At 74.1% G+C, this 13420-nt stretch carries 16 protein-coding genes; 10 read left to right on the forward strand and 6 right to left on the reverse strand.

The features are described from left to right. Positions 1-14: 14 nt before the first annotated feature. From AC1UE4_RS05125 to AC1UE4_RS05135, 3 genes are read left to right on the forward strand one after another with little or no spacing between them, the layout of a single operon-like run. Positions 15-353: a cupin domain-containing protein gene (locus AC1UE4_RS05125; RefSeq protein WP_482916141.1), complete on the forward strand. Its 339-nt coding sequence runs from the start codon at positions 15-17 to the stop codon at positions 351-353. Between the two features lie 11 nt (positions 354-364). Beyond that, positions 365-787 carry an SRPBCC family protein gene (locus AC1UE4_RS05130; protein ID WP_482916142.1) on the forward strand — a complete coding sequence of 141 codons (423 nt, stop codon included), beginning with the start codon at positions 365-367 and terminating at the stop codon, positions 785-787. Positions 788-823: 36 nt separating this feature from the next. Further along, positions 824-2941 (forward strand): CocE/NonD family hydrolase, encoded by a 2118-nt coding sequence (locus AC1UE4_RS05135; RefSeq protein WP_482916143.1) that lies wholly within the window; start codon positions 824-826, stop codon positions 2939-2941. Here AC1UE4_RS05135 and AC1UE4_RS05140 read toward each other — a convergent pair. Then, positions 2938-4200 (reverse strand): ammonium transporter, encoded by a 1263-nt coding sequence (locus tag AC1UE4_RS05140; RefSeq protein WP_482918204.1) that lies wholly within the window; start codon positions 4198-4200, stop codon positions 2938-2940. The genes AC1UE4_RS05135 and AC1UE4_RS05140 overlap by 4 nt on opposite strands. A 41-nt stretch (positions 4201-4241) precedes the next feature. Next, positions 4242-4595, reverse strand: a complete 354-nt coding sequence (locus tag AC1UE4_RS05145; protein ID WP_482916144.1) for a P-II family nitrogen regulator — start codon at positions 4593-4595, stop codon at positions 4242-4244. Between the two features lie 102 nt (positions 4596-4697). Between AC1UE4_RS05145 and AC1UE4_RS05150 the strand changes: the two genes are divergently transcribed. Then, positions 4698-4913, forward strand: a complete 216-nt coding sequence (locus AC1UE4_RS05150; RefSeq protein WP_482916145.1) for a hypothetical protein — start codon at positions 4698-4700, stop codon at positions 4911-4913. On the opposite strand, the gene AC1UE4_RS05155 is transcribed toward AC1UE4_RS05150, so the two are convergent. Genes AC1UE4_RS05155 through AC1UE4_RS05165 form a run of 3 tightly spaced genes read right to left on the reverse strand, consistent with a single transcriptional unit; the run spans position 4910 to position 7896 of the window. Beyond that, complete coding sequence (locus tag AC1UE4_RS05155; RefSeq protein WP_482916146.1) at positions 4910-6157, reverse strand: hemolysin family protein; 1248 nt, start codon at positions 6155-6157, stop codon at positions 4910-4912. The two genes, AC1UE4_RS05150 and AC1UE4_RS05155, sit on opposite strands and share 4 nt — an antisense overlap. 12 nt (positions 6158-6169) lie before the next feature. Beyond that, the gene (locus AC1UE4_RS05160; protein WP_482916147.1) at positions 6170-6835 is read right to left on the reverse strand and encodes a glycerophosphodiester phosphodiesterase; all 666 of its coding nucleotides are present in this window, start codon (positions 6833-6835) and stop codon (positions 6170-6172) included. After that, the gene (locus AC1UE4_RS05165) at positions 6832-7896 is read right to left on the reverse strand and encodes a CDP-glycerol glycerophosphotransferase family protein (protein ID WP_482916148.1); all 1065 of its coding nucleotides are present in this window, start codon (positions 7894-7896) and stop codon (positions 6832-6834) included. Before AC1UE4_RS05165 ends, AC1UE4_RS05160 begins: the two co-directional genes overlap by 4 nt. Positions 7897-8071: 175 nt before the next feature. On the opposite strand from AC1UE4_RS05165, the gene AC1UE4_RS05170 reads away from it, so the two are divergent. The 5 genes from AC1UE4_RS05170 to AC1UE4_RS05190 are packed head-to-tail and all read left to right on the forward strand — an operon-like array spanning position 8072 to position 12432. Beyond that, positions 8072-9292, forward strand: coding sequence for a mannitol dehydrogenase family protein (locus tag AC1UE4_RS05170; RefSeq protein ID WP_482916149.1), 1221 nt, complete (start codon positions 8072-8074; stop codon positions 9290-9292). Further along, a complete protein-coding gene (locus AC1UE4_RS05175; RefSeq protein ID WP_482916150.1) occupies positions 9289-10017 on the forward strand; it encodes an HAD family hydrolase in 729 nt (242 codons plus the stop codon). Before AC1UE4_RS05170 ends, AC1UE4_RS05175 begins: the two co-directional genes overlap by 4 nt. 19 nt (positions 10018-10036) lie before the next feature. Then, positions 10037-10801, forward strand: coding sequence for a methyltransferase domain-containing protein (locus tag AC1UE4_RS05180; RefSeq protein ID WP_482916151.1), 765 nt, complete (start codon positions 10037-10039; stop codon positions 10799-10801). Then, positions 10798-11136, forward strand: coding sequence for a co-chaperone GroES (locus tag AC1UE4_RS05185; RefSeq protein WP_482916152.1), 339 nt, complete (start codon positions 10798-10800; stop codon positions 11134-11136). The genes AC1UE4_RS05180 and AC1UE4_RS05185 overlap by 4 nt, the downstream gene beginning before the upstream one ends. 33 nt (positions 11137-11169) lie before the next feature. Beyond that, positions 11170-12432, forward strand: coding sequence for a cytochrome P450 (locus AC1UE4_RS05190; protein ID WP_482916153.1), 1263 nt, complete (start codon positions 11170-11172; stop codon positions 12430-12432). Here AC1UE4_RS05190 and AC1UE4_RS05195 read toward each other — a convergent pair. Further along, positions 12429-12701, reverse strand: coding sequence for a hypothetical protein (locus AC1UE4_RS05195; protein WP_482916154.1), 273 nt, complete (start codon positions 12699-12701; stop codon positions 12429-12431). The two genes, AC1UE4_RS05190 and AC1UE4_RS05195, sit on opposite strands and share 4 nt — an antisense overlap. 81 nt (positions 12702-12782) lie before the next feature. Here AC1UE4_RS05195 and AC1UE4_RS05200 point away from each other — a divergent pair, with 81 nt between their 5' ends. Continuing rightward, positions 12783-13352 carry a hypothetical protein gene (locus AC1UE4_RS05200; RefSeq protein ID WP_482916155.1) on the forward strand — a complete coding sequence of 190 codons (570 nt, stop codon included), beginning with the start codon at positions 12783-12785 and terminating at the stop codon, positions 13350-13352. The last annotated feature ends 68 nt before the right edge of the window (positions 13353-13420 follow it).

The following is a 13420-nucleotide window of genomic DNA, read 5'->3' on the forward strand; positions in this document are numbered from 1 at the left end:
GAGAGGATCATCTCATGAGCGCGCCCACCGTCGTCTCCGTCTCGTCCCTGCGGCGCAGCCCGACCGCGGCGCTCTTCCAGGGCCGCGACGAGGCGCCCATCTCGATGTTCATCACCGCCTATCCGGACGAGGGGCAGGGCCCCGACCTGCACTTGCACCCCTATCCCGAGGTGTTCTACGTGGAGCGCGGCACCGCGCGGTTCACCTCGGGCGACGAGCAGGTCGTCGTCGAGGCGGGGCACGTGGTCATCGTGCCCGGCGAGACGCCGCACGGCTTCAAGAACGCGGGCGGCGGCGAGCTGCGCGTCGTGAGCGTCCACCCGAGCCCGACGGTGCAGCAGACGGATCTCTAGCGTTGCGCGCCATGCAACGCGTGCACGTGACCCGTGACTTCTCTCAGCCGGTCGAGGAGCTCTACGCCTACCTGAGCGAGCAGGAGAACCTCGAGGAGCTCTTCGGCGCGAAGATCAAGCGGCTGTCGGACGGGACCGACGGGACGCGCAACGGCGCGGGCGCGTCGCGCGAGCTGAAGGTGGGCCCGCTGCCCGGGTTCGTGGAGACGAACACCGAGGTCATCCCGAACGAGCTCATCCGCTACCGCATCACCAAGGGCGGCGTGCTGAAGGACCACGAGGGCGTCATGCGGTTCTCGTCGCGCCCCGGCGGGTCGCACCTCGACTACACGATCGTCTTCGACGGCAAGCTGCCGGGCATCGGCCCCGTGGTGCAGAAGATGCTCACGCGATCGATCGAGAAGGCGTTGGACGCGCACGCGCGGCGCGGCTGACCGACAGTTCTCGGGGACGGCTGCGTTGCCGTCCCCATGCGACGCTCCCCGTTCCTGGCGCTCCTGGCCTTCGCGGTCATGGCCGCGCCTGCCAGCGCGAACACCATCCCCGAAGGCGCGACGTGGTCCGAGGCGACCATCGAGTCGACCGACGGCGTCAAGCTCCATGCCGACATCCTGCGCCCCTCGAACCTGCCCGGGGACGCGAAGACCCCGGTCATCCTCTCGATCGGCCCGTACTTCAACCACGCGGGCGAGGTCGGCGCGGCCGGCCCCGCCGAAGACGCCGACTACGACCCGCTCGGGCCGTCCGCCGGTCCCTCGGGCCGCTTCTACGACTTCGTCGAGGGCGCGCACCTCATGGAGCGCGGCTACACCTTCGTGATGGTCGACCTCCGCGGCTTCGGCGGCTCGACCGGCTGCCTCGACTGGGGCGGCCCCGGCGAGCAGTCCGACGTCGTCAAGGCGGTCGAGTGGGCCGCGAACGCCGACGGCAACGGCCTGCAGACCTCGAGCGGCGCGGTCGGCATGTACGGCAAGTCCTACGACGGCGTCACCGGCCTGATCGGGGTCAACCACGCGCCCGAGGGGCTCAAGGCGGTCGTCGCCCAGGAGCCGGTCTACGACCTCTACCGCTACCTCTACGGCGACGGCATCCGCCGCGCGAACTCGCTGCTGACCCCGACGCTGTACGACGCGATCGCCGGCACCCCCGGCCCGCTCGGCGATGGGCCGGAGTACGTCGCGCCGTCGGTCAACACGCCCGACTGCCTCGCGCTGAACGTCGCGTCCCAGGGCCTCGACGACGACCACCAGTCGGACTTCTGGAAGCAGCGCGACCTCATCCCCGGCGCGAAGGGCTCGAACGTCCCGCTCTTCCTGACGCAGGGGCTGACGGAGAACAACACGGCGCCCGACGGCACCGCCGAGTACCTCGAGAACCACACGGGCTACGAGCGCGCGTGGCTCGGTCCCTGGGAGCACGTCCGCGGCGCCGAGACCGACGACGACGGCCGCCTGAAGATGGGCCGCGCCGGCTGGTACGACGAGGTGATGCGGTTCTACGACCGCTTCCTGCGCGGGCAGGAGCCGGCCGTCCAGGATCCGCCGATCGCCGTGCAGACGAACGACGGCAAGTGGCGCGCGGAGCAGTCGTGGCCGCCCGCCGACGCGGCGCAGTACACGACGACGCTGCGCGCCGGCGAGTACGACGACACCGGCCAGTCGTGGTCGACGGGGGCCGCGGACGACAGCACCGCGACGTCCGGCGTGTGGACGATCTCGAAGCCGCTGCCCTACGACGTCCACCTCTCGGGCGCGGGCAAGGCGATCGTCGACGTCGAGACGGCGTTCCCGCGCGCGAACCTCGTGGTCGACGTCTACGACCTCGACGAGAACGGCAGCGGCCCGCTCGTCTCCCGCCAGGGTCACCTGATCCGGGAGAGCGGCCCCGCCGAGCTCCCGCTGATGTCGGCCGACTGGAAGATCCCGGCCGGGCACCGCATCGGCGTTCGCGTCACCGACACGAACATGGACTGGTGGCTGCTGACGCTCGGCACCCAGCAGCCGGTGACGGTGAAGGGCGGCACGATCTCGCTGCCGTTCCTGACCTACAAGCGCACGGAGACGATCCAGGGCGATCCGGGCACGCAGCTCGAGGGCTACCTCGCCGACACGGTCAACGTGCCGGCCGACGTGCTCGCCGCCTCGGAGAGCGACTTCGGCCTGCCGCCCGCGATGACCGACGCCCCGGCCGGCGGCGGCACCACCGAGGAGCCGCAGACGCCGGCCGAGCCGAACGGCGCGGGCACGGCGGCGACGCCGTCGGCGAACGCGTCCTCCAACGCGAGCGGCACGCCGTCGCGCACCCGCAGCACGGGCGCGTCCTCGGGCACCGCGCTCGCCGCGAGGCTGCGCGCGTTCAAGGGCGGCCGCCTGCAGCTCACGGGCACCGCGCCGAAGGGCAGCCGCGTCGTGGTCAAGCTGCGCCGCGCGGGCCGGACCGTCGCGACGAAGCGGTTCACGCTGCGCACGCGGGCGTTCCGCGTGACGTTCCGCGGGCTGCGCAGCGGCCGGTACGGGGCGCTCGTCAGCGCCACGTCCGGCGGCAAGCGGCTCGCGACGACCGCGAAGTCCGTGCGCGTCAAGCGCTAGGGCTGGGCCACTGGGACGGCGACGCGGCCGGTCTCCGGCCGCGGCGCCGCCTCGGCGGTCACGAGGATGGCGCCCTCGCCGCTCGTGTACGCCTCCTCGCCGTGCTCGACGACGTCCATGCCCATCGCCTCCTCGTGGGCGGAGACGCGCAGCGGCGCGAAGGCGCCGAGGACCTTGAGGATCACCCAGGTGGCGCCGAACGCGTACGTGACGGCGGCGAGCACCGCGAGGACCTGCCACAGCAGCTGCTCGGCGTTGCCGTAGGCGGCGCCGTCGGACAGGCCGTTCCACGACTGCTGGGCGAAGAGCCCGATGAAGAGGATTCCCGTGATCCCGCCGATGCCGTGGGCGGCGAGCACGTCGAGCGTCTCGTCCAGCCGCGTGCGCGGGCGCCACACGATGACCGCGTAGCTCGGGATCGCGGCGAGCCCGCCGAGCACCATCGCCCAGATCGGGCTGATGTAGCCGCAGGCCGGCGTGATGCCGACGCAGCCGACCACGATCGCGGTCGCGGCGCCGATCGCCGTCACGCGGCGGTCGCGCATGAGGTCGAGCACGAACCACACGACGAGCGTGCACGCGGGCGCCAGCAGCGTGTTGACGAACGCGAGGATCCCGCCCTGGTTGATGCCGAAGCCGCTGCCGCCGTTGAAGCCGAACCAGCCGAACCAGAGCAGCCCCGCGCCGAGCAGCGCGTAGACGCCGTTGTGCGGCAGCAGCGCCTGGCGGCCGTAGTCCTTGCGCGCGCCGACCACCAGCGCGGCCGCCATCGCGGAGAAGCCCGACGCCATCTCGACGGGCACGCCGCCGGCGAAGTCGAGCGTCCCGCCCTCGGCGAGCCAGCCGCCGCCCCACACCCAGTGCGCCAGCACCGGGTAGACGAAGATCGACCACAGGACCATGAAGAGCAGGAACGTCCCGTAGCGCATGCGCTCGACCACCGCGCCCGACACGAGCGCCGCGGTGATGATGCAGAACGAGGCCTGGAAGGCGAAGTAGACGAGGTGCGGGATCGTCAGCCCCTCGCGCGCCTCGAAGCCGACGCCGCGCAGCAGCACGTGGTCGAAGCCGCCGATGATCGCGTTGCCCTCGCTGAACCCGAACGAGTAGCCGAAGGCGGCGAAGGAGATCGTCACGACGCCGAGCGCGCCGGCGCTCATCATGAACGTGTTGAGCGCGTTCTTCGAGCGGACGAGGCCCGTGTAGAACAGGCCCAGCGCCGGCGTCATCAGCAGGACCAGCGCCGTCGCGACGAGCATCCACGCGGTGTCGCCCGCGTCGACGCCCTTGAGCGCGGCGATCACGTGCCGACCGGCGTCACGGCGCCGTGGTCGGTCTCGCCGGTGCGGATGCGGACCGCACGCTCGAGGTCGAGGACGAAGATCTTCCCGTCGCCGACCTCCCCCGTGCGCCCGCCCTCGCAGAGCGCTTCGACGGTGGCGTCGACGAAGTCGTCGGATACCGCGATCTCGAAGCGCACCTTCTCGGCGAGCTCCATCTTGACCCTCGTTCCGCGGTACGTCTCGACTCGGTCGAGCTCGCCGCCATGACCCTGGACGCGGCTGATGGACAGCCCGCGCACGTCTGCGCGGTAGAGCGCCTCCAGGACGTCGTTGGCCCTCTCCGGCCGGACGATCCCGATGATGAGCTTCACGTCGCGGGAGGCTGCCCGCCCGATGCCGGGGCGTCTCTATCCCGCTGGACAAAGATCCCCGCGCGACGTTCGCCGCCGCGGAGGGTCGGGTACGCCGGGGCCGTGCCACGGCACGATCCGTACCTCGAGGACCGCAACGTCCGGACGGCCGCAGGCATGCAGCTCGTCGCCGGCCTGTTCCTCGGCGTGCTGGGCGGCTGGGCCGTCGCCGGGTGGTTCGACTTCAACGAGACGACGGGCGCCATCGTCGGCGGCGTCGCCATGTTCTTCGTCGCGAACTTCCTGATCTACCGCTACGGCGGGCGCGCCACCCGCTAGGCGACGACGGCGCGGACCACCGCGATGCGGTGGCCGTCCAGCTGCTCGGCGCTGAGCACGACGCCGTCGAGCTCGACGTGCTCGCCGGCCGACGGCACGCGGCCGAGGCGCTCGAAGAGGACGCCGCCGAGCGAGCGTGCGCGGCCGGTGTCGAGCGTGGCGCCGGCACGGCGGTTGAAGTCGCTGATCGAGACGGCGCCGTCGACGAGCCACTCGCTCGGCGCGATGCGCTCGAACCGCTCGTCGAGGACGTCGAACTCGTCCTCGATCTCCCCCACGATCTCCTCGAGGATGTCCTCGAGCGTCACGATGCCGGCCGGGCGGCCGTACTCGGTGACGACGACGGCGAGCTGCTGGCGCGCGCGGCGCAGGGCGCGCAGGAGCGCGTCGACGCGCACGCTCGGCGGCACGACGATCACGTCACGCACGAGGTCGGCGAGGTTGGGCGTCGCCGACGAGCGGCGCGCAAGCCACGCGTCGCGGGCGTGGATGATCCCGACGACGTCATCCTCGCCCCGTACGGCCGGGAACCGCGAGTGCGCGGCGGCGAGCATCGCGTCGAGCTGCTCGTCTGCGGGCCGGTCGAGGTGGACGGCGGCGACCGCCTCCCACGGCTTCATGACGTCCGCGGCCTGGCGCAGGCGCAGATCGATGACGCCGGTGAGCATGTCCTCCTCCTCGGCGCCGAGCGTGCCGTGCTCCTCGGCCTCGCGCAGCACGCCGCGCAGCTCCTCGCGCGTCACCGGCCGGTCGCCGGCCGAGACCGCCTCGACGCCGAGCGGGCGCAGGACGAGCCGCGCCGACGCCTGCAGCACCCACACCGCCGGCGCGAACAACCGCGCCAGCACGTCGATCGGGCGCGCGACCAGCGCGGCGATCCGCTCCGCGCTGTGCAGCGCCAGCGCCTTGGGCACCAGCTCGCCGAAGGCGACCGAGAGGTACGTGACGATCAGGAACGCCGCGACGAACGCCAGCCACGACGGCACCGCGTCGTCGAAGAGCTCGCGGAAGACCGGCTCGCCGACGGCGCCGAGCAGGATCCCGAGGCCGGTGATGCCGATCTGCACGGTGCCGATGACCCGCACGGGGTCGTTCATGAGCGCGAGCGCGCGGCGCGCGCCCGGCGTCCCCCGCTCCCGCAGCGCCGACCGGCGCGCGGTCACGAGCGCGTACTCCGCCACGACGAAGAACGCGTTGCCGGCGATGACGACCGCCACCACCAGCAGCTCGAGCGCGATGTCCATGTGCGCCCCAGCCTAGGGGCGGAGCGAGCCGGCCACGACCGATGGCGCGTTCGTGATGACCGCGTCGACGCCGAGCGCCGCCAGCCGTGCCGCCTCGGGCTCCTCATCGACGGTCCACGGCTGGACGGCGAGGCCCCGCCGGTGGGCCGCCCGCACGAAGCGGTCGTCGACTGCCACGTGCCAGACGCCGACGGCGCTCGCCCACCGCGGTATGTCGGCCACCGCGAGGCCGACCGAGTCCGCTCGACGGTAGAGCGCGGCGAGCCGCAGCCGCGGCGCCACGTGGCGCAGCCGACCCAGCGCCGCATGGTCGAACGACTGCACGACCGCGCGCTCGAGCGGGCCATGGCGCTCGATCGTCTCGACGACGCGGCCCTCCCACTCGGGGTCGGGCTCCTTGAGGTCGACGAGGAAGCGCTGCTCGGGTCCGTAGCGGGCGAGTACCGTCTCGAGAGCCGGCGGCGCAGCGGGATGCTCGGGCAGCACGACGAGCTCGTCGGCCCGCCGCGGGTCGCCGGTCGTGCGCTCGAGCGTCGCGTCGTGGAGGCACACCAGCTCGCCGGCGGCGGTGACCCGGACGTCGACCTCCAGCACGTCGGCCCCCTGGTCGAGCGCGCGGTCGAACGCCTCGACCGTGTTCTCAGGGGCGTCCGCCGACGCGCCTCGGTGCGCGATCACGGCAGGCGCGCGATCACCCGCTCCGTCGCATGGCCGTCCTCCAGGTGGCAGAAGCGCTCCCTGAACCGGGCGTACCGGCCGGCGTGGCGCTCGGCCAGCGCCGGCAGGTCGGCGAGCTCGTCGATCAGCTCGTCGGTCGTCGTGACCACGGGACCGGGCGCTTCCTCCGCGGGGTCGAGGTAGAAGCCGCGCAGCCGGTCGCGGTAGTCGTCGAGGTCGTAGGCCAGGAGCGCCATGGGCTTGCCGGTCACGCCGAAGTCGAACATCGTCGAGGAGTAGTCGGTCACCATCGCGTCGGCCGCGAGGTACAGCTCGCTGACCTCCGGCCGCGCCGAGACGTCCATGACGCAAGGATGACCGGCCGCGATGCGCGCGCCGTCGATCATCCGGTGCAGGCGCAGCAGCAGCACGTGGTCGTCGCCCAGCCGTTCGGCGAAGCGGTCGACGTCGAGGCCGAGCGCGAACGCCCGGCCGCCCTCGGCGAAGACCGCGTCGTCGCGCCACGTCGGCGTGTAGAGGACGGCCGTCCGGTCGTCGCCGATGCCCAGCTCCTCCCGCACGCGGGCCCTGATCGCATCGCGGCGCGGGCCGAGCAGCACGTCGTTGCGCGGGTACCCGGCCTCGAGCACCTCGCCCTCGAAGCGGAAGGCCCGCCGCAGCAGCGGCGTGCTGACGCCGTTGGGAGAGAGCAGGACGTCCCAGCGGTCGACGTCGCGCTGCAGGCGCTCCAGCCGTCCTTCCGGCGCCCACAGCACGTCCCAGTGGATCCGCTTCAGCGGCGTCCCGTGCCACGTCTGCAGGTAGAGCGTCCGCGCGGTCTTCTCCCAGTCGAAGTCCGTGTGCGTGTTCGCGACGAGCAGGTCGGCGCGTTCCAGCAGGTCCACGCACTCGGGCGACCCGTACTGCACGAGGTCGACGCCGGGCGGGAACTCGCCGGCCGTCCCGTGCCCGGTGAGCCACACGTGCCGGGCGCCGTCGCCGCGGGCGGTGAGCGCCTCGTGGATCGCACGCGGGCTGTCGGAGTAGCGCCCCTCGTAGCTGTGGAACACGCGGGTGGTCACGGGCGGGGCACTGTACGGCGGTTCCTTCGCGACGTCGCCGCGGTGAAGACCCGGTGTGAAGGGCATATGAACGGGTCTGCCCGCTCCCGTCCCCCTCAACGACCGCACGCTCCGGCGACTGCCACACGGCGTCGCCGCCCCCATCTACGACCGCTCGGCGCTCGAGCCGGCGGTCGTGCACCTCAGCGTGGGGTCGTTCCACCGCTCGCATCAAGCCGTCTACTTCGACGAGCTCGCCGCGCTCGGCCACACCGGCTGGGGGCTGACCGGCGTCGGCCTGCGCCGCAGGGAGATGGCGGCTGCGCTGCTGCCGCAGGACCGGCTCTACACGGTCGTGGAGCGCGGGCCCGGCGCGGCGGCGCCCCGCGTCGTCGGGGTCATGGGCCGCTACCTGTTCGCGCCGGACGAGCGGCGCGCGGTGGTGGCGGCGCTCGCCGACGCGCGGACGAAGCTCGTCACGCTCACGGTCACCGCCGCCGGGTACTGCGACGAGCCCGGCGCCGGGCCGAACATGCCGGCGCTGCTGGCCGAGGCGCTCGGGCTGCGGCGCCGCCGCGGCATCGCTCCGTTCACGGTGCTGTCGTGCGACAACCTGCCGGCGAACGGCGAGGCGGCCCGCCGGGCGGTGGCAGCCGCGGCCGCCCGCCGCGATCCGGCGCTTGCCGAGTGGATCGAGCGGGAGGTCGCGTTCCCGAGCAGCATGGTCGACCGCATCACCCCGCGCACGAGCGAGGACGACCGCCGGAGGCTCGCGCGCGAGCACGGCATCAGCGACCGGTGGCCGGTGGTGACCGAGGCACACCGCGAGTGGGTGATCGAGGACCGCTGGTGCAACGACCGGCCCGCGCTCGACGAGGTCGGCGTGCGGTTCGTCGACGACGTCCGCCCGTGGGCCCTGCGCAAGACGCGGACGCTGAACGCCATCCACGTCGCGCTGGGCGCGCTCGGCCGCGCCGCCGGGGCCGCGACCATCGGCGCGCTCATGGCGGATCCGGTCTTCCGGGCCTACACGGAGCGGATGATGGACGAGGAGATCGCGCCGTCGCTGCCGCCGGTCGCCGGGTCGGACCTCGGCGACCACCTGCGCTGCGTGCTCCGGCGGCTGTCGAACCCGGGCATCGGCGACGGCGTCGAGCGGCTGTGCCGCGATGCGGACCGCAAGCTCGCCCGGCACCTCGTCCCCTCCATCGCGGCCGCCCGCGCCGACGGGCGCAGCCATCCGCTGCTCACGCTCGCCGTCGCCGCGATCGCCCGGCCGGGCGCGGTGCCGGGGGCGCTTGCCGCCGATCTCCGCTTCACGGAGGAGGTGGCGTTGTCCCGCAGGTCGCTCGAGCGCCTCGGCGCCCGCGACGCGGTCGCCGCCGCGCTCGCCGGGGATAGCCTCCTCGCGGCGTGACCCGAACGCTGCTCTGCGACGCCGACGGCTGCCTCTTCCCCTCGGAGGAGCCCGCGTTCGTCGCCTCCACCCGGGTCACGAACGCGCTGCTGGCCGACCTCGGGATCGATCGCCGCTTCGAGCCCGCGGAGCTGCAGGCGCACGCGGTCGGGAAGAACTTCCGGGCGACGGCGCTCGACCTCGCCCGGGCGCACGGCGTCGCGCTCGACGACGAGCGCCTCGAGGCGTGGGTCGCGCGTGAGCAGCGCGAGGTGATCGCGTACCTCGAGGAGGTGCTGGCGCCCGATCCGTCCGTTCGCGAGCCGCTGGGCCGTCTCGGCGAGCGGTTCGGCCTGGCGGTCGTCAGCTCGAGCGCGCTGCGCCGCCTGGACGCCTGCTTCACCGCGACCGGCCTCGGCGACCTGCTGCCGCCCGAGGTCCGCTTCAGCGCAGAGGACTCGCTGCCCGCGCCGACCTCCAAGCCGGACCCGGCCGTCTACCGGCTCGCCGGCGAGCGGCTCGGCGTGCGCGGTCCGGACGCCCTCGCGGTCGAGGACTCGGTCACCGGCGTGCGGTCCGCGGTGGGCGCCGGCTTCCCGGTCGTCGGGAACCTGGCGTTCGTCCTCCCGGCCGAGCGGGACGCCCGCGCGGCGGCGCTGCGCGGAGCCGGAGCCGTCGCGCTCGTCGAGTCGTGGAGCGAGCTCGAGACGCTCCTAGCGCGGCCCGTCGGCGCGGCGACGGCCTGAACACCGCGAAACTGCAGGGGTGCACGAACGCGTCGACTACGACGTCCATGGGCGCACCTACGCGACGATGCGGCGGGCCGATCCGCGCATCGAGGCGCGCATCCACGCGGCGCTCGGCGACGCGCGGACGGTGCTGAACGTGGGCGCGGGCACCGGGTCCTACGAGCCGCGCGACCGCTGGGTCCTCGCGGTCGAGCCGAGCGCGACGATGCGCGCGCAGCGGCCGCCCGGCGCCGCTCCGGTCATCGCCGCGCGGGCCGAGGCGCTGCCGTTCGACGACGACGCCGTCGACGCCGCGATGGCCTCGATCACCGTTCACCACTGGGACCCGCCGGAGGCCGGGCTGGCGGAGCTGCGCCGCGTCGCGCGCGGCCGCGTCGTCGTCTTCACGATGGACCTCACGGCGCTGCCGGCGTGGCAGCGCGATCACTTCGGCGAGGGGCTGCGCATCGAAGGCGATCGCTTCCCGTCGATCGAGCGGGTCGCCGCGGGGCTCGGCGGGCAGATCACGATCGAGGCGATCCCGACGCCCGCCGACTGCACCGACGGGTTCTTCGAGGCCTACTGGAACCGGCCCGAACGGATGCTCGATCCGGCCGTCCGGGCCTGCCAGTCGATGTGGGCGCTGCTGCCGCCCGGCGTCGAGGACCGGATCGTCGCCCGGCTGCGCGACGACCTCGAGTCGGGCCGCTGGGACGCCGAGCACGGGCAGCTCCGCGAGCAGCCGAGCTTCGACGGCTGCCTCCGGCTCGTGATCTCGGACCCCTACTCTCCGAGCGGATGAAGCACCACCTGCGCCCGCTGTTCGACCGCGTGGTCATCAAGGAGCTGGAGCCCGAGCGCATGCGCCGGTCCGGGCTCGTCGTGCCCGCGGGCTCGCACGAGCCGCCGCCCCAGCACGGCATCGTCCTCGACGTCGGGCAGGGCATCGACTGGTGGGAGCACGTGGGCGTGAACATGCCGGTCAAGCCGGGCGACCACGTCGTGTTCCCGGCCAGCGCGGGCGTGTGGGTCGAGGTCGACGAGGAGCGCCTGCTCGTCTGCCGCGTCGCCGAGATCCTCGGCGTGCTCGAGGAGGTCCGCGCCCCCTCGGCCGACATCGCCTCGTCGGACGCCTGAGTCGGCCGCGCCGTCCGGGGTAGGGCCCGAGGCGTGAGCACCCGCGTCACGCCCCTCTCCGCCGCCGAGACCGCCGGCGTCGTCGCCGACGTCGTCGCCCCGCTCTTCGCCCGCGGGGTCATCGTCCGCCGCCCGCGGGTCGTCGGCGCGCTCGACCGCGTCGATGCCGACCGGCGCGCGATCCGGCGGCTGCAGCGCATCCGCGCGGACCACGGCACCGGCCCGGCGCTGCTGCGCATCCCCGGCCGGCGTTTCGCGGTCGTCCTCGACCCGGCCGACGCCCGGCGCGTGCTCGACGAGACCCCGGTTCCGTTCGCCGCGGCGACGCGCGAGAAGCGCGCCGCCCTCGGCCACTTCCAGCCGCACGGCGTCCTCATCACGCAGGACCTCGCCGAGCGGGCCGACCGCCGCCGCTTCAACGAGGCGGTCCTCCGGCCCGGCCGCCCGTCCCATCCGTGCGCCGATCGCTTCACCGCGGTCCTCGACGAGGAGCTCGCGCCGGTCCTCGCCGCACGCGAGCTCGACTGGGACACGTGGGCGCCGGCGTTCTGGCGGATCGTCCGGCGGGTGGTGCTCGGCGACGGCGCGCGCGACGACGAGACGCTCACCGACCTGCTCACGCGGCTGCGCGGCGACGCGAACTGGGCGTTCCTCAAGCCGCGGCGCCGCGGCGTGCGCAGCGCGTTCTTCGACCGGCTGCACGGGCACCTCGACCGGGCGGAGCCGGGCAGCCTCGCCGCGCTCGTCGCGAGCGCGCCCTCGACCGCGGCCACGCGCCCCGACCACCAGGTCCCGCAGTGGCTGTTCGCCTTCGACGCCGCCGGCATGGCGACGTTCCGCGCGCTCGCGCTGCTGCAGGCCCACCCGGGCACGCCGGACGACGCCGCGACGCTGCGCGGGACGATGCTCGAATCGGTCCGCCTCTGGCCGACGACGCCGGCGATCCTGCGCGACACGACCGCGGAGACGTCGTGGTCGAACGGTTCGCTGCCGGCGGGCACCGGCCTCGTCGTCTTCGCGCCGTTCCTGCACCGCGACGCCGAGCGCCTTCCCTACGCCGACCGCTTCGCGCCCGAGCTGTGGCGGGACGGCCGCGGCGACGCCGACGCGCCGCTCGTGCCGTTCAGCCGCGGGCCGGGCGAGTGCCCCGGCCGCGACGTCGTCCTGCTGCTGACGACCGCGGCGCTCGAGCGGCTGCGTGCCGCCGGCTTCGGCGGCGCAGGCGCGCCCGCGCTGGACGCGTCGGCGCCGCTGCCGGCGACGCTGAGCCCGTTCCGTCTGCGGTTCGCCCGCTAGCGCCGGCGGCCGGCGCGGAAGCGGTCGACGACCGTGACGACGACGCGCGCGGGCCGCGTCGGCGCCTCGAGCGAGAGGAAGTCCCGTACGCGGCCCTCGTGGTCGCAGAACGGGCAGGCGATCGCCTCCGCCGGCGTGACCGGGGCGGTCGGCGCGACGGGCGCGTCGCAGCGCGGGCACGCGAGCGTCCCGACGGCAAGGCGACCGGAGCGGACGACCCGCCGCTCCTCCTGCGGACCCGACTGGCGGGCGACGGGCGTCAGAGCCATGGGCTCGGAGCCCTCGAGACGGCGTTCAAGCATCGCCCGGCTCAGTGTAGGTCGGCCCCCGATCAGTACCGTCCCGGCGCGATGACGGACCACCGTGCTCTCCTGCAGGAGGCGATCGAGCTCGAGGCCGAGGGCCACCGCGCGCTCCTCGACCGCGACGACGTCGCTGCCGTCGACGCGCTTCGCGCCGCCTCGGATCGCTACCGCGCCTCGTGGGAGGCCGCTCCCCCGGATGCCTACGGGCGCCTTGTCGGGATGCTGAAGGCCGCGGTGCTGGCCGGCGACGCGGAGACGTCGGCGCGGTACGTGCACAGCACGATCGGCGACGAGCCGGGCTCCCCCACCTCCGCGTACGCGGTCGCCATCGCGGCGCTGGTGCACCAGGACGACGCGCTCGCCGCGAAGGCGGCCGAGCAGATGCGCGGCGGGTCGGACGCGTTCGATCGCACCGCGACGGCGATCGCCGCGCTCGCCGCCCGCGATGGCGCCGCCTACGCTGGCGCGCTCGACGCGATCGTGCAGGACTTCGCCGGGCGCGAGCACCACCTCACCGGCGTGCCGATCGCCGACACGGCGGCGATGCTGGAGCGGCTCGCGCGTGCCCGCGGGCTCGACTCCGGCGTGCGCTCGCCGCTGCTTCCTCACCTCTAGTTCGGTCGCGCCAAGCAACCGTCCAACCAGGGCGGTGCACCGGCGTTCTGACGGGGGTGAAGCCGGAA

It is taken from the genome of Parviterribacter kavangonensis, assembly GCF_056863335.1.

Excerpts from the sequence above, each read along its gene's own strand:
- AC1UE4_RS05125 (WP_482916141.1), top strand. The coding sequence starts at position 15 with ATGAGCGCGCCCACCGTCGTCTCCGTCTCGTCCCTGCGGCGCAGCCCG.
- AC1UE4_RS05130 (WP_482916142.1), top strand. The coding sequence starts at position 365 with ATGCAACGCGTGCACGTGACCCGTGACTTCTCTCAGCCGGTCGAGGAG.
- AC1UE4_RS05135 (WP_482916143.1), top strand. The coding sequence starts at position 824 with ATGCGACGCTCCCCGTTCCTGGCGCTCCTGGCCTTCGCGGTCATGGCC.
- AC1UE4_RS05140 (WP_482918204.1), bottom strand. The coding sequence starts at position 4,200 with ATGCTCGTCGCGACGGCGCTGGTCCTGCTGATGACGCCGGCGCTGGGC.
- AC1UE4_RS05155 (WP_482916146.1), bottom strand. The coding sequence starts at position 6,157 with ATGGACATCGCGCTCGAGCTGCTGGTGGTGGCGGTCGTCATCGCCGGC.
- AC1UE4_RS05185 (WP_482916152.1), top strand. The coding sequence starts at position 10,798 with ATGAAGCACCACCTGCGCCCGCTGTTCGACCGCGTGGTCATCAAGGAG.
- AC1UE4_RS05195 (WP_482916154.1), bottom strand. The coding sequence starts at position 12,701 with ATGGCTCTGACGCCCGTCGCCCGCCAGTCGGGTCCGCAGGAGGAGCGG.
- AC1UE4_RS05200 (WP_482916155.1), top strand. The coding sequence starts at position 12,783 with ATGACGGACCACCGTGCTCTCCTGCAGGAGGCGATCGAGCTCGAGGCC.